The sequence below is a fragment of the Actinocrinis puniceicyclus genome, assembly GCF_018283645.1.
In the GTDB taxonomy this organism is placed as follows: Bacteria; Actinomycetota; Actinomycetes; order Streptomycetales; family Catenulisporaceae; genus Actinocrinis; species Actinocrinis puniceicyclus.
This window is the reverse complement of the sequence record NZ_JAGSXH010000094.1, coordinates 1-23,115: the sequence shown is the minus strand read 5'-3', so window position 1 is coordinate 23,115 and position 23,115 is coordinate 1. Positions and strand designations below refer to the sequence as shown.

The window sequence follows — 23,115 nt, the reverse complement described above, 5'->3', positions numbered from 1 at the left end:
CTGGAAGATCTGCTGGCCCGACTCGACCGGCGAGAGCAAGAAGAACACTCCCTCCGACACCAAGAATCCTCCCTCTCCCTCGCCGCATGATCAACCCCCGAAGGACTTACAGGCGCGACCACTTAGCGTCCGAAGAAAGTCCGGACCAGACCAGGACGACCCCCGCGAGCGCGGGGACGAGGCCTCGCAACCGATCAGCGCCACCGCGCCAGGGGGACGACCCCCGCGAGCGCGGGGACGAGAGCCTCGCGTGCCTCGGCCTGGGTATCGCGGTGGGACGACCCCCGCGAGCGCGGGGACGAGGCGCAGGACCTGGTGCGCACGGTGCTGCCCGGGGGACGACCCCCGCGAGCGCGGGGACGAGCCGCGTCGGCCGGTCCTGCAACACCGACGCGAGGGACGACCCCCGCGAGCGCGGGGACGAGGGTGGAGCAGTCGTGGAAGCAGGACTCTGACGGGGACGACCCCCGCGAGCGCGGGGACGAGTTCCGTGCGGCGTCGGCGGGCGGCTTCGGCGAGGGACGACCCCCGCGAGCGCGGGGACGAGCTCACGTCCGGCAACCTGAGCGACCAGCGCCGGGGGACGACCCCCGCGAGCGCGGGGACGAGGTCCGCAAGGGCTTCGAAGTGCTCGCACGCGGGGGACGACCCCCGCGAGCGCGGGGACGAGCCGTAGTAGCGCCCTACGTCGTCGGTCGCGGTGGGACGACCCCCGCGAGCGCGGGGACGAGGGCGCGCTCGCCCGCCACCGCGGCCGGGGCCGGGGACGACCCCCGCGAGCGCGGGGACGAGGTGCCGGTGGGTGATCCGGACTGCGCGATTCCGGGACGACCCCCGCGAGCGCGGGGACGAGCCGCAGTTGAAAACCTTCTCCAGGTAGTAGGCGGGACGACCCCCGCGAGCGCGGGGACGAGTAATGCGCAAACCGCCGTTAACGAGCGGCGCGGGGACGACCCCCGCGAGCGCGGGGACGAGTATTTCGGGATCGACTGGTGCTCGGAGAACGCGGGACGACCCCCGCGAGCGCGGGGACGAGGACAGGCCGGAGGCGACGCTGACCTGCAGCGGGGGACGACCCCCGCGAGCGCGGGGACGAGGTCTATCTGAACACCGCCGAGCAGCCGAGCGTGGGACGACCCCCGCGAGCGCGGGGACGAGCATCGGCAGCAGGTCCTCGACGCGGCGGGCGCGGGACGACCCCCGCGAGCGCGGGGACGAGGCCGTGGTTGACGCGCGTGTAGGGCAGGGTGTGGGACGACCCCCGCGAGCGCGGGGACGAGAGTACCGGCATCACCATGCCGGCCGGATTCTCGGGACGACCCCCGCGAGCGCGGGGACGAGAAAGGCTGCGACGACGAGCAGGACGCCCGCGAGGGACGACCCCCGCGAGCGCGGGGACGAGCGTCCGACGCGGCGCCCTGCGTCATGCCGGGCGGGACGACCCCCGCGAGCGCGGGGACGAGTCGTCGGCGTTGCGCTCGGCCTGCTTGGGGTCGGGACGACCCCCGCGAGCGCGGGGACGAGAACACACCCGGCTCAGTCATCGTCACCCTTTGGGGACGACCCCCGCGAGCGCGGGGACGAGGCGGCCGCGTCCAACATCACCATGGCATCGTCGGGACGACCCCCGCGAGCGCGGGGACGAGGTGACACGGCGTGATGTTTTGGAAACTCTAAGGGGACGACCCCCGCGAGCGCGGGGACGAGGCGGTCGCGGACCTTCGCGTAGGCGAGCCTCTGGGACGACCCCCGCGAGCGCGGGGACGAGGGCTACCCGCAACTGCTGATCGACGCCGCCGAGGGACGACCCCCGCGAGCGCGGGGACGAGATGCGGCTGCGCAGGCTGCTCGCCACGGTCACGGGACGACCCCCGCGAGCGCGGGGACGAGGACCTGATCAGCCTGATCCCGGTCAACACCCCGGGACGACCCCCGCGAGCGCGGGGACGAGAGCGCCTCGTCGAGCTTCTCGGTCAGCGCCTGGGGACGACCCCCGCGAGCGCGGGGACGAGCCGGGAACTGCGGGTCAGACACCACGTCAGTCAGGACGACCCCCGCGAGCGCGGGGACGAGGCCCAGCAGCGTCTCGTAGTCCTCGAATGAGAGGGACGACCCCCGCGAGCGCGGGGACGAGCCGTCGACCGTCAACCCGGCGCGGATGGCGCGGGGACGACCCCCGCGAGCGCGGGGACGAGTCGTCGCGGAACGCGAACCACTTGCCGTCCTCGGGACGACCCCCGCGAGCGCGGGGACGAGCTCTGCAGGATCGCGGAGAGCAGCCCGTGCAGGGGACGACCCCCGCGAGCGCGGGGACGAGTCTAGCTCGTCCTCGTAGTCGGGCGCCTTGGTGGGACGACCCCCGCGAGCGCGGGGACGAGCCCATCATGACCAGTTCGCCCGTGGACGGGGCGGGACGACCCCCGCGAGCGCGGGGACGAGCGATCGGGTCCTTGACCTTGTCCTTGATCTTGGGGACGACCCCCGCGAGCGCGGGGACGAGTCCTAGAACGCGCGCGCCTGCGCGGGGGCTGTGGGACGACCCCCGCGAGCGCGGGGACGAGCCACGTACCCGGCGCCCGCGATCGTCATCTCGAGGACGACCCCCGCGAGCGCGGGGACGAGTTCGAAGTGGGCCACCCGGATGTCGGGGTCGGGGGACGACCCCCGCGAGCGCGGGGACGAGCACGCGGGGTATGTGATGGCGTGTATGCCGTGGGGACGACCCCCGCGAGCGCGGGGACGAGCCGAACAGGCTGTCGAGGTTGATCAGCGGGACGGGACGACCCCCGCGAGCGCGGGGACGAGAACTGTGCGGCGCCCTGCGTGGACAGGTACGGGGGACGACCCCCGCGAGCGCGGGGACGAGGCGAGGAGATCGCGCGCCTTGAGGAGGCGCTGGGGACGACCCCCGCGAGCGCGGGGACGAGTTCCTCAGCATCGACCGGGCCGCGCGCCCCTACGGACGACCCCCGCGAGCGCGGGGACGAGTGCCCGGTAGGCGTAGAGCTCCCCTTCGGTCAGGGACGACCCCCGCGAGCGCGGGGACGAGAACCCTTGCAGCTGGTCGTTTGCCATCACCACGGGACGACCCCCGCGAGCGCGGGGACGAGAGACGGACAAGGCAACGCGACCGAGACCCTCGGGGACGACCCCCGCGAGCGCGGGGACGAGGCGGGCTTGGAGCCCCTGCTCGACATACCGCAGGGACGACCCCCGCGAGCGCGGGGACGAGCTCGCTCGAGGCGGCGACGGTGGCCAAGGACGGGGACGACCCCCGCGAGCGCGGGGACGAGTCGAACGCCTCCGAGTCCAGTTCCCGCGCCTGGGGACGACCCCCGCGAGCGCGGGGACGAGCGCTGGGTTGGGCGCGAGGATCGATCGACCAGGGGACGACCCCCGCGAGCGCGGGGACGAGTCCATGGCGGATTCCGGCAGACAGTGCGAAGGGGGACGACCCCCGCGAGCGCGGGGACGAGCCGTCCAGCCGCGGCAGGATGTACGCCTCCCGGGGACGACCCCCGCGAGCGCGGGGACGAGTGGTTTCCGCTGTGGCCTCGCCCTTGTCTACCGGGACGACCCCCGCGAGCGCGGGGACGAGCTGATCAACGTCAACAACAGCCAGCCGAACCCGGGACGACCCCCGCGAGCGCGGGGACGAGCGGCCAGCAGTGCCCGAACGCTTCCACCGCGTGGGACGACCCCCGCGAGCGCGGGGACGAGATGGGGCCTTCGGGCCTGGTGCTGCTCAACACGGGACGACCCCCGCGAGCGCGGGGACGAGACTTGTTCACCTGGGGGTTTACGCGCGCGGTCGGGCCATTAGCATCAGTCCGTCGAAGTCGACCGGACTCCACCTGTCGGTGCCGGCTGTCCGCACGGCCCACCTCTGCTCATTGCGCGCGGGCTCGATCATGATGGCTTGGCCGCTGCCGACGCGCTCTTCAAGCGTCGCCCACAGCCGGTCTCTCAGCCGCGCGTTCGGGTTGCCCACGAAGACGCCTGCCGACGCCTCGACCATCCAGCGCGTGATGTGGCCTCGTAATCCGGGCGGAGCGGCTATCAGGATGATGACTGTCACGTCGCCGAATCCGCCTTCGGCTCGTCGATGAGGGGCCCGATCACTTCCAGGTAACGCTGCTCCTCGAACAGGGTGCTGCTCCAGTCGACACCGCTGGCGACCTCGCCGAGCTTCGGGTCCCACAGGGCGCCGAGGTCTTGGTCGATCAGATCCACGTCAGGTGGGTTGAGCAGTTGTTTGACGTCTTTGACGATGGTCGCAAGCAGCTTGCCGTCCGCTGCGCGGTCTCGCAGCTCGATACGGACGTCGCGCTCCGTCAGTCGCTGCGCCGCTACCAGGTCGAACGCGAGCGGAATCGTGTAGTCCGCCTTGTAGAGGTCCGCGATGTCGAGGACGAACGAAATCGCCGTTCCCGTGTGAACGAAGCCGAGCGCCGGGCTGGCGCCGATGCCGGCGATCGCCGCGTGGCAGATCCCGTACAAGACGGAGTTCGCTATCGAAAGCAGCTTATTGACGTCGTCGCCAGCTGCGGACGAATCGCCAGGCTTATACTCGCGCCGCTGCCACGGGACGCCGGTGCGTTGCGAGTGGTTACGGTAGAGGCCGCGCACGCGCGCGCCCTCGCGCCCTCGTAGCTGCTGCATCGTCAGGCCGCTGGTGTCCTCGTCGGGAAATCGCATCGCGTACATCCGCCGCGCGACCGCGAGGCGTTCCTGCGGCCGGGTCACGAGCCAGGCCTGGCGGGTGAGCAGCTGCGATCCGCGACTGCCGCCGAGGCCCGAGGCGTACATGCGAACGCCCTGCTCGCCGACCCAGCACATGGCTGTGCCGGAGTCGGCGAGCAGGGTCACTGCCGGATGCGTGATGCGCGTGCCCGGACCGATGAGCATCACCGCGATCAGCGCGGCCGGGACGTGCACCGTGCGGGCCTTGTTCACCAACACGATCGCGTTCTCGTCGCGGTCGATGTGGCAGCGTTCCGCGTACACGCTGGTGATGCGGTCCTCGATCTGATACAGATCCTGCGGCTGGGCACGCCACCATGGTTCAGGCATGCCGATCCGCCGCCAGCGGCGCAAGCGTGAGCAGCCCGCAGCCATACGCCTTGGCCGGACCGACTCCGCCCAGAAGCCGTTCGCGCAGTACATCGGCGTCCGTCACGCGCAGCCTGCCCTCGTAGGTCGCCGTCACCAGGCTGACGCGCGGTCCGGTGCGTGTGGAGTTCTTTGCGAAGTTCAGGCGCTCTCCTGCTGTGACCAGGACGTCGCGCACGATTGGCGCGGTTGGTGTCGGATTCCGCGTATCGCCGCTGTCGTCGGTTTCGCCGCCCGGCACCGGCGGGCCGAACGTGAGCTGCGGGATGGTGAAGCCGAGGTTCGGCAGCTTCCCCAACAACCATTCGGTCTGGTGCGCACTCGTGGTGTGCGGGACGCGGAAGGCGCGGGTTTGCCCCTTCGCGCGCTGCTCGCGCTGTTGCCCGCTTGGCTTGAGCGGGTTGATGGTGTTCTGCACGGGGTTCGCCGTGAGTTTGAAGGCGTATTCGCGTCCGACGGCGATATGGCGCAGCAGCGGCTCGTAGTCGCGGATGAGGAAGTGTTCGCCTTCGGCGTAAGGCCAGCCGGCCTGCTCAACGATGTGCGACCAGTCGGGTTTGGAACTGGTGAGGACCAGAAGATCGGGTTGCCTCGGGTTCGGTGCGTCGATGCGCCACAGGATGCGCTGCGTCACGGGCTGCTCGGCGATCCCACCGCTGATCATCGCGTGGGCGATGTGCGGGTTGCTGAGAAGGTCGCGCCCTTTGCGCCGCAAAGGGTTGATCCGGATCTTGGATAGGTAGGGCATGGGTCACCGGTCCAGCAGGGCGAACGGGTCGTGGGGCGCGGCGGCACCGAAGCCGGACGCGTGGTCGTCTCTGATCGTGGGCCATTGAGCGGGCGGGTTCGCCCAACCGTGGCGGATGCGCCGAGCCGTGAAGACCCGGGCGCCCAGACTGAAGCTGCTGGGCACGTCGGCTAACTGATCCGTTCCATCAGGATCCTCCACGGTGGTCGGCAGGCTGACGGTCGCGCCGGTAACCGCTCCTTCCCGCCGTCGCTGCCGCCGCCTGCGCAGCTTCGCGTGTTCGGCGGCCTGCCACGGGATTGTGTCCAGCACCTCGTCAACAGTCGCGTCATAGTGCACGCCCAGCACGAGACGGCCGCTGGGCGGGCAACTGCGCCGGCCGAGCGCCAGCGGGAAAGCAGGGTTCTTCAGCGCCTGCGCGAGCATGTCGACTGTCTCTGCGGGCCCGGCCACGGTCGCGACGAACACCGCGTCCTGCAAGTAGAAACGCTCGGTGATGTGGGTCGACTTGCCGGCTGGTTGCTGCTGCCCTTTCGCGTTGACCTTCGCGGAGAGCAGTGGGACGTTCCGGTAGTCGCTGACGGTGTGGTAGTCGCGCAGTAGCGTTCCGGGCTGGTCAACGCGTACGCCTAAGCGCAGTGCGAGCAGATCGGTGACGTCCTGTTCGCGGGCGCGTCCGGCGGCAGCGGCGAGCAGTCCCGTCACTCCTGACTTCGTCGGTTCCGGGCGTGTGTCCCGGCGGTTGAAGCGCCCCTCTCCACCCCATGATTGCAATGGCGCCGCCAAGCGGAGAGCCAGCACCGCGTCGGGGGAGCCGGTCATGCGTCGACGCCGGCCGCGAGCCACGCCGTGACCGTCTCGTGCGTGCCGTCGAGCAGTTGCGGGAGCGCGGCGGGTCGGCCGAGCGCGTCGACGAGGGACTTGGCCTCGTCTCCCTCCCCCAAGTAGTACGTTGAGAAGTGGGCCGTGGGCGCGGTGCCCCAGGTCTCGTTGACAGTCTGGAACTCGGCCGCCAGCCGTCGCGCTGACTCTTCGGCGATGCCGTTCGCGCCGCCCCGTACGGCCTTCTCGTACGCGGAGACCAGGTTGACCGGCTGGTCTTCGCGCATTGCGACCAACACCAGGTGCGGCAGCGTGCGCGGCGCGAAGCTGTTTCCGTAGCCGCTAGGCATACAGCGTACGAACGCGTCGATGAAGCAGCGGACGGCGTCGGCGGTCGCCTCCGGCTCGGCGAGATTCTCCAGCAACTGGTGCACGGAGACGGTCGCGTACCGGTAGAGGGTCGCGGAGTTGAACTCGATGGTGCCGATCATTCCGGCTCCGGAGTCCTCGACGTTCTCGTCGTCGACGGCCGTGTAGTAGTCGAACTCCGTCTCGACACCGTGGGTGGACAGTGCGTGCGCGACCTGCACGGCGGCGTCGACGTTCAGGCCCTTGATATCGGCCACCATGCGTCCGAACAGCGCCACGTCGATCGGGTGCCCGCTGTTGAGGGTTTCGATGATGGGCAACTTGTCACAGTGCTTTTTCAGTTCGGCGTCGCTGAGGCCCGCAAGCTCGCGTGCCTGGTCGGCGACGAGTCCGGCGATCGCGTCGAGTTGCTTGCGGCCGAAGAACAGCAGGTAGGCGGTGTCGTCCGCCTTCTTCCCAGGCTTGATGCCGAGTGGGGCGAGAAGCGCGGTCGACAGGCGCGCAGCCTGTTGCTGGTCCAAGCCGCTTTGGGCTGCGAGCACGTTGGCGAGCAGCGTCGAGATGCGCTTGGTGCGAGTCGCGAGGTCCTGCTTCGGCACCGAGTCGGTGAAGGCCAGGCGGGTCGCGCGCTTCCAGGCCTGCGAGGATACTCGCGAACGGCGCACACCGCCGTAGAGCGCGTGCTTGGGGGTCCCGTTGTCGTCGCGGTTGATGTTCGACGGCGGAACGGTCTGCAGTACGTGCACGTCGACGTACAGGCGGTTGGGCATTATGTACCTTTCGATACGGCGAACGTGATTATTAAGAGGCTGATTGCGCGGGCAAGCTCGCAGGACCGGCACCGGCACCGGCACCGCCGTGGTCACCCGCGCCGTCCGCGTCGGGCGCGGACCACACGTAGTACTGGGCACCCCAGCGGCGGCGCACACGGCCACGGGCATCCGGGTAATGCCACGCCGCGACATCCTCGACGAGGGCGGTGTAATCCAGCGGGATCTGCTGATCGCGCAGTAGCCTCACCAGGCCGCGCAGGTGGACGGTCAGATCCTTGATGGATTCAGTCGCCGCGGCGGCGTTGACGCGCCGATCCAGAGCGTCGGGATTGTCCTTGAACGCGGATGCGCGCAGCGCGCGCAGGGACGCGCCCAGGGGCGATCCTTCGCGGTGCATCCGCGAACTCTGAGACTGCTGATGCACCGCGAAGAGTGTGAGCGCCGCGTGCTCGGCAGCCAGGCTCGGGTGGATTCTCCCGCGCGCGGCAGCCTCATCGGGCACGACGGCGCGGTAATGGCGCCACAGCACGCTGACGTCGCCCGGCTCCCGCGAAACGCCCATTCGCAGCGCGGCGAGCACCGCCCCGGCGCGTGCCTCCTTCGGATCCAGGTCCTCCCACAGCCAACGGCCGCGGTGCGCGATCTGCGGCATTAGTCACTCTCCCTTTTCATCGAACGACACGGCCGCAGCGCGCGGAAGGATCTCTTTAACGGCCCTGCGGAACGAGAACTCGGCGTTCGCCTGCCGATAAATGCGGCCGCCGACGGTGCGCCCGACGAACACGCTCGGGTCGCTGCGCGTCAAGAGCTGCTCCCCGATCGCGAACGCGTTATCACGCGCGATCCGCTCCCACAACGTCAAGGCGGTCTCAAGGCGCTCGTCGTCGCCACCGACACCGCGCAGGCTCTCAAGCAGCGTTCGCGCCGGAGCGTCGAGCGCGTGGACGAGAAATTCGCCGGGGCGCTGGCCTTTGTCCCATGGGACGGGGTCGCCTCCGGCCGCACGCCGCAGGTCCGCGTCAAGTACATTGACGGCGCTCTCCAGCCGATCCGCCTGACCCGCGACTTCCAGCAGCGCGTCGCGCAGCGCGATGTCCGTGCCGAGCGCGGCAACCGGCATCGGGATCGCGTCGCTGATCGTGTCCTCGACGACAGAGGACTGAGTGCCGTACACCACGCCGTGGATCTCCACACGGAGTGGATAGTCGTCGGGCAGGTACTCCTCGGCTCGCAGATCGTGGATCTGGCTCAGCAGGAAACTGGCGAGCACGCCCTTGCCCTCGCTGGGCCGGTCCAGCGCGAGCAGCGAGGCCAGGCCACGCCACGCCGCTTTTCCGGCCGTGTGGCGGTACGGGCGCGGAACCGCGGGCCCGTCCTCGCTTTTGGGCGGAGTGCGCCACAGAGTATGCGGCTCGTCCTGGGGTGTCTCGATCATCCGGTCACCGGACGTGATGATCGCCTGGTTCACGCGAACGCCGTGTTTCGTGTCAGCCGGCAGCAGCCTGATACGGCGGCACTGCCAGGTCAGCAGGTCGAGCAGGCCGTGCGCGTGTCTCTCCTCCCATACCGCGCCGGGCTCACACAGCCACCGGGGTGGCCTGGCCCTCGGATCCAGGCCAGCTGGAACGATCGGGGTGTTCAGCCATAGCGTCTCGAACACGGTGCGGCCCGTCGGCACGACGACGCCGAGCGCACCCAACGGGCCGGTGCGGTTTCCATAGGACTTGTTGTTCTTCGCCTTCTCGTCGCCGACTGCACCGGACTTGATGCCCGCGGTGTCCCAGCACTGGGTGTACAGCATCCAGGCCAGCGCGTCGGCGGGGGTGAGTTCCAGTTCGTCGGCATCGGTGTAGGCGCTGAACAACGGCACGCTTGCGCCCGCCGCGATCCCTGCGATGAGGATGCCGACCGGCTTGGTCTCGTTGTTCGCGGTGTGCAGTCCGGGAACCTGGCCGAAAGGATGCGTCGCGTGGAAAAGGTCAAAGCGGTCGTGGTGCGTGTCCAAGTACTCGTTGATCTGGGACTTCTGCTTCTCGGTGAAGTCACCGTTCGCAAAGGTCTGCGCCCAGGCACGCCCGGAATCCGGCGGCCCTATGGCGGCCAACACGATCGGCAGCAGCAATTGCCGCAGGAACGAGACGCCCTGGCCCGGATGGTCCGGTGCCAACGCCGCAAAGCCCGGCGAGGCGGTCAAGCAGTCACGCAAGGACACCGGGATGGACTCCCGGCCACGCAGGACCCTGATCGAAGGGCTATCGATGATGTTGAAAGACGCTGACTTAGCCAAGGCTTGCCTCTTGGAAGAAAATTCTTGCCGCCCCAGTGCAGCGGCAACGGCGCTCGGCGCTGTCCGACTCGCGAACCAGAGCACTGCGAGTATGGCACGTCTGTGGCGCAACTTCCCACGAATAGCGAAACTCATCTTTGATCGCCGCGGTACATGCTCTAATCTGGCGCAAGTCCCCGCTAGCCGGGGGTCGTCCCTTCCCACGAATCAAGGAAGGTTACGAATACAGATGGTCCCCGCGCTCGCGGGGCTTGTTCAGCCGACGCGGCTCTGCCGTTGTCCCGGGCCTCCGTCTCTCTCGACGGTCAGACCGAGCTCTCTGTCATAGCCCACGGTGTATTCGCCGAGCTGGGCCGTGCCATCCTCCTCCAGCACCAGCGCCGGCCAGCGTTTGAGCCACTCGTGGCCGAGCCAGCCGTTCAACGGGCGCAACTGCTCCTTCGCCGCAGTGGTCAACTTCGCCGGAAGCCGCGTCGTCCCGCCGAGCACCTCGTCCAGCAGGTTCTCCGACGCTTCACCGTTAATCCCTATGCGGGCCCCGTGCAGCGTGCAATAGCCTCGGTCCGACCGTCGCACCAGGATGGCCTCAACGGTCGGATCGCCATCCCGCACGACGGCGCTCAACTCCTCGTCGTCCACGGCGCCCGAGGTCTCGTGTCGGTGCAATCCGGCCAACGTCGGGGCGCCGTCGTCGTTTCGGTTGCCGAGCAAGAACTTTTCGGCGCTTCCCGCGCGCCGGCCCTGGTCCGTCAGCCACGCGCTCTTCGAAGCATCGTGCGCAGGGTGCCAGCTCTCCTCACCGACCGGCCATTCCTCGCCATAGACGTCCGCGACGAGCTGGGGTACGTCAGCCGGAACCTGCCAGCCTTCTCCATCCCGCGCCTCAAGCACCTTCGCTGCCGTCCTCAGCAGACGGTAAGAGCCGTAGACCGCTTCGCACGCGCCGTCGAAACGGGGTCCGCCGGCCCTCACCTCGAAGCCTGTGACGACTACCGACGGCGTCTCCATTCCCGTCATTCGTGCAATCCCGGCGTGCCGGTGTATCCGCCCGATCCGCTGGAGCAGCAGGTCGATCGGCGCGATATCGGTGATAAGGACGTCGGCATCAATGTCAAATGATTGCTCTGCGACCTGAGTCGCCACGATGACCATCCGTCGCGGTCGCTCGCCGCCAGGACTCAGCCTTCTCACACACTCGCCCGTGCGGTCGGCCCGGTCCGCGGCACACAGGCGACCGTGCAGCAGCACGGCGTCTTCGCCGAACTGCGCCATAAGCTCCTGATAAACGTACTGGGCCCTTTTGACAGAGTTCATTATGACTAAAGCCACGCCGCCGCTACCGACCTTCTCGCGCACCACGCCCGGAACCTGCGACGGCTCCGCCGAGGCGTCTTCGAGCACTTCTACGCGCACGGCGAGGGAGGGACGCCACGGCTGTGCGTGCTCAACAAGGAAGCGAGCGCCGGCATCCTCGCTCGCTGTCACCGCCGTCACGCTGGGGTAGCCGCCCGGCTCCGGCAATGCATCCCCGCTGAACTCGCGTAGCCCAAGCGCGCCGCAGAGATATGCCCAGGTCAACGCGCGACGCTGCCCTGGCGCGAGCGTCGCGGAGAGAAGGATCACTGGAACGCGCGCCCGGCCGAGCCACCGCAGCGCCTCGGTGAGGAACTGCTCCATGTACACGTCGGCTGCGTGCACCTCGTCAACGATTACGACCTTGCCCGCCAGACCCGCGAACCGGACCATCACATGCTTGGTGCGCGTCGCGGCGTGCAGCAACTGGTCGACCGTCCCGACGACGAACGGAACCAGCAACCCGCGCTTGGGCCCCAGAAACCATTCCGCAGGCGCTTCGCGTTCCGGTTTATCGCAGGAGCCTCCCGGACCGCCGTACATGTCGTCGCCGTAGTTGAAGTCGTCGCAACTGAAGCCGGACGCGCCGGCTGCGGCCGAGTCCGCGTCGGAACGCCTCAGTGCCTTGCGCCATTCGGGATTGAACCGGCTCTTACCGTGCAGCAGCGCGACCTGGCGCTCAAGTCCCCCGCCGAAGCCGGACGCCCACGCGTGCATGAGCGAATACATCGGATCGCAGGTCGCCTGGGTCGGCATGCCGAGGAACACCCCATCGGCCCCGAAACGGGCCGCCAGAACCTCGGCGGCGGCCAGCGCGGCTTTGGTCTTCCCTTCCCCCATCGGCGCCTCGACGATGACCAGGCCTGGACCCGCCATCCTCCGGGCGGCATCGAGCACCAGGCGCTGGAAGGGACGAGCGATATCACCGAAACGTTCACGGACCACGTCGTCGGCACCTGGCACGGGTAGGCGACCCCACCCGCCGCACAGCCCCAGATCAACCCATGCCGAATGTGCGCGTTCGCGCGCACCGGCAACGCTGACGCGATTCAGATCGGCTATGCCGGTGAAGTAGGACTCGTTGCTGGCGACCCAGTCGGCCATGATGACGAGACCTGACAGTGCCAGTTGCTCGGACCTGCTCGGTGCGCGCGACGGCTGGGCTGCATCAAGGCTCGGATACCCGACAGCGCGTGTGAAGACCTCGACGACTGCGGCCTGCACGGCACGCCACTCGGCGCCTCTGCCGTGATGGTCCTTGCGCGATTCGGGTGAGTTGAGAGCGCCCACAGGCGGGAAAGTCCCGTGGTGGCCCGCGACGATGGGCCATACCCAGTCGATCTGCTCTTTCGCCCACCGGTCTTTGAGTATGTCGCGAAGTATCTTGCCGCCTGCCTTGGTATGCCGCCAATCGCGCAGCTTCTGCCCGTATGGCCAGCGCAAGCCGGCGGCCAAGACGGGAGCAGCGGACACCTCGTCAAGCGCTTGGTGCGCCGGTGTGGCCTTCCCACAGTCGTGGACGCCGCACAGCCACGTGAAGAACCGCAAACCGTCGCCGCCGCCCAGCCCATTAAGCAGAACCTTGAGTTTCTCGGCGAGCATCCCGTGCCAGATCTGCTCCGCGACCGCAGCCGTGTCGAGCATGTGCGACAGGAGCAGGTTCAACGTCCCGCCAGCACGTCCCGCAGACTTTCCCCACAGGACACCGAGCTGGGCAACCGACTCGTCCCCATAACCCATCTGCGCGGCGAGGGCGGCGAGGCTCACACCATCAACGTTTGACTCAAGCGGAGCGTCCTCGACAGCTGACATACCTTCCCCATCCCAACACAGGCTGACCCATCTCTCGCCTTGGTGAATAATTCCAACGCCAAAGCGATGCACGACACTACAGACGAGCATTGACAGGCGAGGGAAGTCGGCCAACGCGTGACCCAGTCGATACACTGTGGGCAACTCGGAGTGAAGGAGAATCGCCCTAACGAGCAGTAACATCGCAGGTCAACGAGTCTCGTCCCCGCGCTCGCGGGGGTCGTCCCTGATCGCGGGCCGGTGTTGCCACGGTCTGTGTCTCGTCCCCGCGCTCGCGGGGGTCGTCCCACCAGGAACCCCGGCGGTGTCGGGCCACCGTCCTCGTCCCCGCGCTCGCGGGGGTCGTCCCGGGATGCCGTTCCTGATCGCGAAGGGCGCGGGCTCGTCCCCGCGCTCGCGGGGGTCGTCCCTGGTGGCGGGCTACGTGGACGGCCTCTACGCGCTCGTCCCCGCGCTCGCGGGGGTCGTCCCCAGCGCGGTGCCGGTGTCCACGATGGACGTGGCTCGTCCCCGCGCTCGCGGGGGTCGTCCCGCTGACCGCGGTTTTGGACGAGCCGCCGGTAGCTCGTCCCCGCGCTCGCGGGGGTCGTCCCGCGCCGCACAGTAACCGAATCGATACCTGCCCCTCGTCCCCGCGCTCGCGGGGGTCGTCCCACCACCAGCACCGTGTCGGAGGTGCCGCCGCCCTCGTCCCCGCGCTCGCGGGGGTCGTCCCATCACGGTCAAGGCGGTCTCGCCCTGATGCCCCTCGTCCCCGCGCTCGCGGGGGTCGTCCCTGGTGCCAGTCGATCCGGCCCGGCGCGTGAGCCTCGTCCCCGCGCTCGCGGGGGTCGTCCCGCGTCGATCAGGCCCTCGAAGTCGTCGGCCGTCTCGTCCCCGCGCTCGCGGGGGTCGTCCCGAAGCCGCCGCGGCGATCCGCAACGACAAATACTCGTCCCCGCGCTCGCGGGGGTCGTCCCCGCAGGCACGGCGCAACCTGATCCTCGGCGTCCTCGTCCCCGCGCTCGCGGGGGTCGTCCCCGTCCGTGATCAGCAACGCAAGGAGCCCGAGACTCGTCCCCGCGCTCGCGGGGGTCGTCCCTTGTCTTCGGCTGGGGCGGCGCGGTGCTCGCCCTCGTCCCCGCGCTCGCGGGGGTCGTCCCGGCCGCTCGAGCAGCGCTTCATCGATCGGCGGCTCGTCCCCGCGCTCGCGGGGGTCGTCCCTCAAGCTCAGCCAGCAGCTGCGCCGTGGTGTGCTCGTCCCCGCGCTCGCGGGGGTCGTCCCTGGCGCAGCTCGCCGAGATCCTGGCCGCGGACCTCGTCCCCGCGCTCGCGGGGGTCGTCCCCCGCGCCGACCTCCAGGCGTGGCGCACCCGCGCTCGTCCCCGCGCTCGCGGGGGTCGTCCCAGGCCGCACAGGTCGTGGTGCACCGCCGGGGCCTCGTCCCCGCGCTCGCGGGGGTCGTCCCGACCCGACCCGCTCCCTGATGCTGCTCGGGTACTCGTCCCCGCGCTCGCGGGGGTCGTCCCCGATCGCCCACAGTGCGGCGACGGCGAGCCACCTCGTCCCCGCGCTCGCGGGGGTCGTCCTCTGGGTGCGCGGCGACCGAACTTCCGGGTGGACTCGTCCCCGCGCTCGCGGGGGTCGTCCCCACGGCCCCGGAGCGTGGACCGTGCGCGTGGACTCGTCCCCGCGCTCGCGGGGGTCGTCCCATGCCGGCGCCGCTGTCGCCGATGCCGGAGCGCTCGTCCCCGCGCTCGCGGGGGTCGTCCACCGCACCCCTCGCAGCCGGAGGCCACCGCGGTCCTCGTCCCCGCGCTCGCGGGGGTCGTCCCCCGACGTGGAAGATCGAGGTCGGCCTGTTCAGCTCGTCCCCGCGCTCGCGGGGGTCGTCCCCGCCGCTCGGGCTTTCCGCCCCGGCTTCGTGGCTCGTCCCCGCGCTCGCGGGGGTCGTCCCCGTCGTCGTCGCTGCTGTCGCCGCGCTCCACGCTCGTCCCCGCGCTCGCGGGGGTCGTCCCTCCAGGTCGAGACCCTCACCGCCGCGTCCGCGCTCGTCCCCGCGCTCGCGGGGGTCGTCCCCATCACGGGGAGTTACCGCCTACGGCGTATATCTCGTCCCCGCGCTCGCGGGGGTCGTCCCGGCCGTTCTCCCATGCGCTCACGGATGCCCGGCTCGTCCCCGCGCTCGCGGGGGTCGTCCCCGGTCGGCGACCGCTTCGGCGAGCGCGGGAAGCTCGTCCCCGCGCTCGCGGGGGTCGTCCCCACGCCGCCTGGCAGCGACAGCGAGCGGCCACCTCGTCCCCGCGCTCGCGGGGGTCGTCCCAGACACCTCCCGGTGCGCTGGCTACGCGTACTCTCGTCCCCGCGCTCGCGGGGGTCGTCCCTACGTCAAGTGGGACAGCGAGGGCCACGGCTACTCGTCCCCGCGCTCGCGGGGGTCGTCCCCGCGCAGGTCACAGCGTTTCGGCGACCCGTAACTCGTCCCCGCGCTCGCGGGGGTCGTCCCCTGCGCCGCTCCCTGGAGCCCAGCGACCTGCGCTCGTCCCCGCGCTCGCGGGGGTCGTCCCCCGGTTTTGCCGTCGCTCGCGATGGAGACGACCTCGTCCCCGCGCTCGCGGGGGTCGTCCCCGTGTCCCGCGCCGGTTCCGCCGGCCCAGTCTCTCGTCCCCGCGCTCGCGGGGGTCGTCCCGAGACCGAGGCCCCGGCCGAGACCGGCGACAGCTCGTCCCCGCGCTCGCGGGGGTCGTCCCAGCGACGGCGTCACGTTCGCGTCCCCCGCGTACTCGTCCCCGCGCTCGCGGGGGTCGTCCCCAGTGGCAGATCGGCGCGGCCACGTGGACCCCCTCGTCCCCGCGCTCGCGGGGGTCGTCCGCATCGGGTCATAGGCAATCGGGCCGGTATGCGCTCGTCCCCGCGCTCGCGGGGGTCGTCCCCTGCTGCTCGCGGGGCGTGAGCCAGTCGTTGGCTCGTCCCCGCGCTCGCGGGGGTCGTCCCTCGATCATTCGCGTGTGCTCGTCGCATCGACGCTCGTCCCCGCGCTCGCGGGGGTCGTCCCTTCGGCGACTTCGGCTCGCCGAACATCCTGACCTCGTCCCCGCGCTCGCGGGGGTCGTCCCGGCGGTCACCGCGCACTGGGGGACTGCCTCGCCTCGTCCCCGCGCTCGCGGGGGTCGTCCCTCTCTGACACGTAGTGGCGACTTGTGAGCACTCTCGTCCCCGCGCTCGCGGGGGTCGTCCCGAGATGCTGACGCTGCGTACCATCGGCGCCACCTCGTCCCCGCGCTCGCGGGGGTCGTCCGCTCTTGGCGGCGACCGGCCGGGCCCGTGATCTCTCGTCCCCGCGCTCGCGGGGGTCGTCCCCTGGAGAGTGGGGCCATGACCCCCGAGACGCGCTCGTCCCCGCGCTCGCGGGGGTCGTCCCACGTCGATGAAACCCTCAGTGAGCAGCGGGTACTCGTCCCCGCGCTCGCGGGGGTCGTCCCCCGCAGGCCATCGGCCGCGGCGCGATCTCCAGCTCGTCCCCGCGCTCGCGGGGGTCGTCCCCCCCGCCGACCGGCGGGGGTGTGCCCGGCCCACTCGTCCCCGCGCTCGCGGGGGTCGTCCCTCCTGCGGGGTCAGCGGGTCGTGGTCGAGCCGCTCGTCCCCGCGCTCGCGGGGGTCGTCCCTGGCCGCGCAGGCCCGCCAGATCCCGCCACCACTCGTCCCCGCGCTCGCGGGGGTCGTCCCGTGTTCGCCGCGGCCGGCGGCGCGGTGACGTTCTCGTCCCCGCGCTCGCGGGGGTCGTCCCTCGACGAACGCGGGCTCCACCGGCGGCCTCGCCTCGTCCCCGCGCTCGCGGGGGTCGTCCCGCCGCATCCGGCGATGACGATTGGTCCGAGCACTCGTCCCCGCGCTCGCGGGGGTCGTCCCTGACGGCAGCGTGGTCCGGGTCACCGTCAAGCCTCGTCCCCGCGCTCGCGGGGGTCGTCCCGTGCCCGTGACCCATCCCGCATTAAGGGTCGGCTCGTCCCCGCGCTCGCGGGGGTCGTCCCGGTGTGTCCTGCATCGGTGTGGGGAAGTCGCCCTCGTCCCCGCGCTCGCGGGGGTCGTCCCATGGCGTAGTTGTCGCCGCTGTAGTACGGATCCTCGTCCCCGCGCTCGCGGGGGTCGTCCCTGCAACTCGCCGAAGCCGCCCGCAAGCGCCGCCTCGTCCCCGCGCTCGCGGGGGTCGTCCCTGCAACTCGCCGAAGCCGCCCGCAAGCGCCGCCTCGTCCCCGCGCTCGCGGGGGTCGTCCCCCGAAGGAGCCTGATGATGACCATCGCTACGACTCGTCCCCGCGCTCGCGGGGGTCGTCCCTGCTCACCTCCCCGCACGCGACCCTGCGCGGCCTCGTCCCCGCGCTCGCGGGGGTCGTCCCGCGAACCACTTGCCGTCCTCGTTCTGCCAGCACTCGTCCCCGCGCTCGCGGGGGTCGTCCCTACCCGCGGATCCTGCAACGCACCATCAACCCCTCGTCCCCGCGCTCGCGGGGGTCGTCCCCTGATCACCCTCAACGCGCCGGCCGACGCGAACTCGTCCCCGCGCTCGCGGGGGTCGTCCTCAGGGTGCGGGCCCCTGCGACCACGTACGCGGCTCGTCCCCGCGCTCGCGGGGGTCGTCCCAGAGGCGCGCCGTTCCCCGTGCGGAGGGGACGCTCGTCCCCGCGCTCGCGGGGGTCGTCCCACCGCGAAGAAGCGGTGGCGTCACATCGTTGACTCGTCCCCGCGCTCGCGGGGGTCGTCCCGGCGGATCGTGCCGCTCGGCGATCTGCGCGAGCTCGTCCCCGCGCTCGCGGGGGTCGTCCCCGGTCGAAGGCGAGATGGTTGATGCCGCGTAGCTCGTCCCCGCGCTCGCGGGGGTCGTCCCGACGATCTGACCATCCGAGCCCAGCGGGATGCCTCGTCCCCGCGCTCGCGGGGGTCGTCCCCGACATGCACGGGGGTGGACTCACCGAGGCGACTCGTCCCCGCGCTCGCGGGGGTCGTCCCTCGCCGACGTGGCGTTGACGGCGTTGTGTGCGCTCGTCCCCGCGCTCGCGGGGGTCGTCCCCCCGATGCGGAGTCCGCGTGGATCGTGCGCGTCTCGTCCCCGCGCTCGCGGGGGTCGTCCCGCGCCGGGCAGGCCGGGCCCGTGCTTGCGGATCTCGTCCCCGCGCTCGCGGGGGTCGTCCCACGCACGACCTGGCGGTGAGCACGGCGCAGCGCTCGTCCCCGCGCTCGCGGGGGTCGTCCCCGGGGCGGCTGTTGTGGCTCTCCACCATGTGACTCGTCCCCGCGCTCGCGGGGGTCGTCCCGGGAGGTCAGTGAATGGGAGAGTGTGCGGCTCCTCGTCCCCGCGCTCGCGGGGGTCGTCCCACGTCCGTGGCATCCCACCGGCCCAACGGCCGCTCGTCCCCGCGCTCGCGGGGGTCGTCCCCTGGGCGCGGCGCTCGCGGGGGTCGTCCCTCGCGGCGCGAGAGCCGGTGACCGCATGACAGCTCGTCCCCGCGCTCGCGGGGGTCGTCCCCGGATCAGCCCCGCCGGGTCGGCCGGGACCGTCTCGTCCCCGCGCTCGCGGGGGTCGTCCCACGCTGCAGCGCGCAGCCGAACCGGGGTCGGATGTTCTCCGCTGACGTACCGCTATCGGACAAAGACGATCTGGCGCCATTGGTCGTCCGGCGCCCTGCGCAGGCCCGAGCTCACCTGCGCCGCACCCGGCAGCGCCTGGGTAGGCGTCACCGCGCTCCCGTCCGCCTCGCCGGCCGCGCTGCCCCGTATCCTGCCCGTCTGGCATCCGACGCGCCTTAACGTCCACTACCAGCCCGCGTTGCGGCTGGCAGAACTCGTCTTGCGCGGTGGTTCGTTCGAACCAGAGCCCGGCACCATACGCCTGGACGGCTTCCTAATGGACATGAACCGGGTCTTCGAGGACTTCGTCACCGGCGCACTCGGTGATGCGTTGCGCAGATACGGTGGCCGCGTACAACCGCAGGACACGCGGCATCACCTCGATACCGGCAAGCAGATCGGGCTGCGGCCGGACCTGGTCTGGTACACGAACGACCGCAAGGCGATCGGCGTGGCTGACGCCAAATACAAGGCGGACAAGGACGGCCGCTACCCTGAGTCAGACCTCTACCAGATGCTCGCCTACTGCACACGACTCGGCCTGGATCGCGGCCACCTGATCTACGCCGCCGGGCCTCGCCCCGTCACCACGCACCGCATCGCCAACTCAGAGATCGCCATCACCCAGCACGCGCTGACACTGGAAGCGACTCCGCAGCAGGTCCTCAGTCAAATCGCCGCGATCGCGGAGCAGATGGCTGAGCGCCTCGACTGATGCTGAACTGCGGGAACAACGCCGCACGCGGCTCGCCGGGAAGCGACCGGGCGGTGCATCGCTACACGGCGAGACCGCACTCCAGCAAGAGTTGTCGGATGATTTGACAAGCCGCGGTGAGTAGCGGAACCCTGACAGCACTCGTGACCGTATGGTGCCGAGCTCGCTCGGGGGCGGGTGTGAATGAGTATTGAGTTGCCGGGGACTGTCGTGGACTTCCTCGAAGTCATCGGGGTCAACTGGCCGCAGGTAAACGAGAATGCAGTGCGCGAGTTCGCGGGCCATGTCCGGGAGTTCGCCTCGAACCTGCAGGGTACACATTCCGCGGCACCCTCCACGATCAGTCAGATGAGCGCTGCCTACACCGGCTCGTCCTACGAGCACCCGGCGCAAACGCCGGCGCACATGTCCAACAGCCACATGCAGGAGATGATCGAGCGCTGCCCCGTCGCGACTACCGCGCTGGACCTGGCTGCGGACGTGACCGTCGGGATGAGGACCGAGGCAATGATCCTCGGCTGCCGAACAGCGCTGGGGTGGTGGGAACGGCGTTCTCGATACTCTCGGACGACCTTCGGGCCCACGCCGCGACACTGCAGCGACACGTCGAAACCATCGCCGGGCACGCCGAGAACTTCGTGGCGAAGGCCGGGTAGGTGAGCTTCGCATGAGCAACGGCATAGTCCAGGCTCTCGACCAGGTCGCCACCCGCGTGTCCAAAGCAGTCGGCAAGGACGCGGGCAAGGCGGTCGAAGATCTCTACCGCGACGCTGGCGGCAGGCTGAAGGACGTCATCAAGAACACGGTCGAGGCCGACGCGGGCAAGGCCGCGGACATCAAGAAGATCCTCGACGAGATGGACCACAACGCCGCGAAGCGCGTCACCAATGACGCCGAGCGCACCACGCGGGCCGACACCAACGCCGTCCTGCACAAGAAGCTTGCCGAGATCCTCGATCCCAAAGGCGAGGTCAAGGCAGGACCGGTCACCTTCCGACCGCCCAAGGGCGGCGCGAGCCCGGACGAGATCGCGCAGATGCGCCAGTACGTCGCCGGGTGCAACAAGGCACTCGAAGACGGCGCACTCTCACCGACCGGCCGCGTCTCCACGTCCGGCAAGCTCCGTGCCGAGGCGAGCGCCGCCGCCCGCGAGGAAGGCCGGCGCGCAGCCGCTGCGGGAACCCCGTACGCGGGTAACGTCGGACACGTGCCCGACACGACGTGGGTCGGCAGGCCGAACCCCCCGTCGTGGCAGGATCTGGCCGAAAAGGTGAACAAGAGCCTTGGCGCCCAAGCCCGCGGCTACCCGGTCGGCTACAAGCCGACCAGGTTCCTCTTCGAGGAGTGAGACGACGTGACGCCCATCCCCTACGAGCCGGCGAACTGGAAAGAGCGCATCGTCCAGATGGTGCTGGTCAAGCAGCGCCTGGAAGAGGTCGACACCGAGGGCCTCTGGGAATACAGGCTGCCCAGGGTCGCCGCGAGCGAAGAGACCCTCCAGCAGGTCGAGGCCGCCATCGGCATGCCGCTGGATCCCGAGTACCGCGACTTCCTCAACCACGCGGGCGGATGGCCTGCTTTCTACCAGAGTGTCGACTTGTTCGGCCCCGATGAGCTGCTCGGCTCACCCGAGTTCGCGGCCGCGCGCGAGGCACTGCTGTCCATGGAGGACGCGGCGCTCGCGGAGTGCGGCGAGGCGCCGCGCAACCTGCTGCCGATCGCGGCCACCACCGAAGACCTGGACCTGTTCCTGATCGCGGGACCCGAGGCGAACACGCCCGGACAGGTGTTCTGGTACGCAGGCGGACTCATCGACACCTTCCCGACGTTCACCGAGTACTTCCTCGCCATGGTCGACTACAACCGTGAGGAGATCCGCCGACTGGAAGGAAAGGCAGCCGGCGCACCGAGCCAGTGAGCCAGTGAACCACCGGCAGGATCCCGCAGGAACCTCATCGAGCAGACTACGATCGTGCGGAGTGATACCCCTTGACCATGTTCGGTGGCCTGGATTTTCCGGACGAGTTCTTCAACCGGCGATACGCCGTAGGTCTGCTGCGCACCTATCTCGAGCAGGACAAGGACGGGTACTGTTTCTCAGGCACCGCGTTCGACACCTACCCCGCGCCTGCGGGCACCGAAAACCAGATCACCGACAGCGATCTGGTCGCGATCGCGATGCTTGGGATTCGGGTCACTGGGCACGAGGCACTGTGGATCACCCGGTACCACGCTGCTGACATCCAGCAACTGCTCACGCGGATACCCGCCCAAGCACGAATCGACGGCCAGACGTCTGGCGACCTGCTACAACCCGATGACGCGGCGTGGAAGCTCTGGGCCCTGCTGCGCGATGTTCACGATCGCACGAAAAGCGTTCGGCTCGGCCCGGTAGCCGCAGGAAAACTGCTCGCCCGCAAGCGGCCTGAGTTAATCCCGATCGCAGACAGTCGCACGGCCCGAGTCCTCAACCGCCCCCAACCTGGAGCTGACAAGAGGTGGTGGGAGGACGTACGCAGCGCGTCCCTCGACCCGAAGCCGGCGGCCGACGGCCTGCCGCTGTGGAGTTTCCTGGCCAGCCTCCGGGATGAAGCGGGAGCATCTCATCTGACAATTCTGCGCGTCCTGGATATTTTGGTGTGGATGCACGGGGCATCAACCGATCCGCGCGGGGAGCCACCAAAGCCGTGACATCCCCATCATCGAACCGCTCCGTGGCCGACATCCGCGCCTGAGATACTACGGGCGCTGATTAGAGGAATCGCCGGATCGCGGCGAGGGAGCCTGCCCACTGGCTCAGGGGGCTGAGGCGGACGGTCTGATGGCCTTGCCGCGCCGCTCGCCTCCATTCTGGCCAACGAAACCATGCTCGCCACCGCGGCCCCGGCCACCTGCCGCCGCGAGACCTGGCTGACCATCACCCTCGACGCCCGCCGTACGCCCGCCGTCATCCGCGCCGCAGGCAGCGGCGATACCGGTGCGTGCCGGGTACTGGAGCAGCAGATCAGGGCCCTGCGCCCGCTGCTGGCCGGCGCGGGGATCACCGTCACCCGGTGGCTGGACGTGCCGGAATTGGCGGAAGTGATCCGCACCGGCTTCGACCCGCACGCCACGCCGCTGCTCGACCAACGCAGAGCCCTGGCAGCCACTCAGCTCGACCGCGGCGAGCAGCCCGCGGTACCCGCGGGCCTCGATCCCGCGCTGGCCGGACCAGCGGCCGCCCACACCTCATGGTCCAGCTACCGGCACGACGGCGCGTTCTCCGTGACCTACGCGATCCACGCCTGGCCGCTCTCCCCCGTCTACGCCACCGCGCTGGCCGCCCTGCTGGCCGACGCCACCCACCGCCGCTCGTTCTCGTTCATCATCGAGCCGCTGGGCCCACGTGCCGCCCAGAAGGCCGTGATGGTCGAGCGCACCAAACGCGAAGTCGGCATCCGGCTGCGCGCCCGCACCGGCCAAGCCGTATCAGCATCCGAACAGGTCGCACTGGAACGAGCCGCCGCGCAGGACGCCGAAC

13 protein-coding genes and 2 CRISPR repeat arrays are annotated in these 23,115 nt (G+C 70.2%); of the genes, 5 read left to right on the top strand and 8 right to left on the bottom strand.

Annotation, left to right across the window (positions count from 1 at the left end; genetic code table 11):
* Window positions 1-152 precede the first annotated feature (152 nt).
* Window positions 153-3,781: direct repeats of the CRISPR family, unit length 29 nt; unit sequence GGGACGACCCCCGCGAGCGCGGGGACGAG.
* An 18-nt stretch (window positions 3,782-3,799) separates the two neighbouring features.
* From cas2e to cas3, 8 genes are all read right to left on the bottom strand, one after another.
* Entirely contained in the window at window positions 3,800-4,078 is a 279-nt protein-coding gene (gene cas2e, locus KGA66_RS21595) for a type I-E CRISPR-associated endoribonuclease Cas2e (RefSeq protein WP_211470012.1), read from the bottom strand.
* On the bottom strand, window positions 4,075-5,073 hold the full coding sequence (cas1e, locus tag KGA66_RS21590; RefSeq protein ID WP_369015930.1) for a type I-E CRISPR-associated endonuclease Cas1e: 999 nt from the start codon (window positions 5,071-5,073) through the stop codon (window positions 4,075-4,077). Before cas1e ends, cas2e begins: the two co-directional genes overlap by 4 nt.
* Window positions 5,066-5,860 carry a type I-E CRISPR-associated protein Cas6/Cse3/CasE gene (cas6e, locus tag KGA66_RS21585; protein ID WP_211470010.1) on the bottom strand — a complete coding sequence of 265 codons (795 nt, stop codon included), beginning with the start codon at window positions 5,858-5,860 and terminating at the stop codon, window positions 5,066-5,068. The genes cas1e and cas6e overlap by 8 nt, the downstream gene beginning before the upstream one ends.
* Window positions 5,861-5,863: 3 nt before the next feature.
* The gene (gene cas5e, locus KGA66_RS21580; protein ID WP_211470009.1) at window positions 5,864-6,682 is read right to left on the bottom strand and encodes a type I-E CRISPR-associated protein Cas5/CasD; all 819 of its coding nucleotides are present in this window, start codon (window positions 6,680-6,682) and stop codon (window positions 5,864-5,866) included.
* A complete protein-coding gene (gene cas7e, locus KGA66_RS21575; protein WP_211470008.1) occupies window positions 6,679-7,821 on the bottom strand; it encodes a type I-E CRISPR-associated protein Cas7/Cse4/CasC in 1,143 nt (380 codons plus the stop codon). Before cas7e ends, cas5e begins: the two co-directional genes overlap by 4 nt.
* A 31-nt stretch (window positions 7,822-7,852) precedes the next feature.
* Window positions 7,853-8,476, bottom strand: coding sequence for a type I-E CRISPR-associated protein Cse2/CasB (gene casB / locus KGA66_RS21570; protein WP_211470007.1), 624 nt, complete (start codon window positions 8,474-8,476; stop codon window positions 7,853-7,855).
* Between the two features lie 3 nt (window positions 8,477-8,479).
* The gene (casA, locus tag KGA66_RS21565; RefSeq protein ID WP_211470006.1) at window positions 8,480-10,195 is read right to left on the bottom strand and encodes a type I-E CRISPR-associated protein Cse1/CasA; all 1,716 of its coding nucleotides are present in this window, start codon (window positions 10,193-10,195) and stop codon (window positions 8,480-8,482) included.
* Between the two features lie 171 nt (window positions 10,196-10,366).
* The gene (gene cas3, locus KGA66_RS21560) at window positions 10,367-13,276 is read right to left on the bottom strand and encodes a CRISPR-associated helicase Cas3' (protein WP_211470005.1); all 2,910 of its coding nucleotides are present in this window, start codon (window positions 13,274-13,276) and stop codon (window positions 10,367-10,369) included.
* Between the two features lie 198 nt (window positions 13,277-13,474).
* A CRISPR array of direct repeats spans window positions 13,475-18,840; the repeat unit is 29 nt; unit sequence CTCGTCCCCGCGCTCGCGGGGGTCGTCCC.
* A gap of 41 nt (window positions 18,841-18,881) precedes the next feature.
* On the opposite strand from cas3, the gene KGA66_RS21555 reads away from it, so the two are divergent.
* The 5 genes from KGA66_RS21555 to KGA66_RS21535 all read left to right on the top strand — a co-directional run.
* Window positions 18,882-19,595: a 5-methylcytosine restriction system specificity protein McrC gene (locus tag KGA66_RS21555; RefSeq protein ID WP_211470013.1), complete on the top strand. Its 714-nt coding sequence runs from the start codon at window positions 18,882-18,884 to the stop codon at window positions 19,593-19,595.
* A 667-nt stretch (window positions 19,596-20,262) separates the two neighbouring features.
* The gene (locus tag KGA66_RS21550; protein WP_211470004.1) at window positions 20,263-20,943 is read left to right on the top strand and encodes a hypothetical protein; all 681 of its coding nucleotides are present in this window, start codon (window positions 20,263-20,265) and stop codon (window positions 20,941-20,943) included.
* A gap of 6 nt (window positions 20,944-20,949) precedes the next feature.
* Window positions 20,950-21,513, top strand: coding sequence for an SMI1/KNR4 family protein (locus tag KGA66_RS21545; RefSeq protein WP_211470003.1), 564 nt, complete (start codon window positions 20,950-20,952; stop codon window positions 21,511-21,513).
* A gap of 77 nt (window positions 21,514-21,590) precedes the next feature.
* Complete coding sequence (locus tag KGA66_RS21540; protein WP_211470002.1) at window positions 21,591-22,286, top strand: DUF6308 family protein; 696 nt, start codon at window positions 21,591-21,593, stop codon at window positions 22,284-22,286.
* 174 nt (window positions 22,287-22,460) lie between these two features.
* Window positions 22,461-23,115, top strand: a 655-nt coding sequence (locus KGA66_RS21535) for an SCO6880 family protein (RefSeq protein ID WP_246508244.1), incomplete at its 3' end; no start/stop codon positions are given.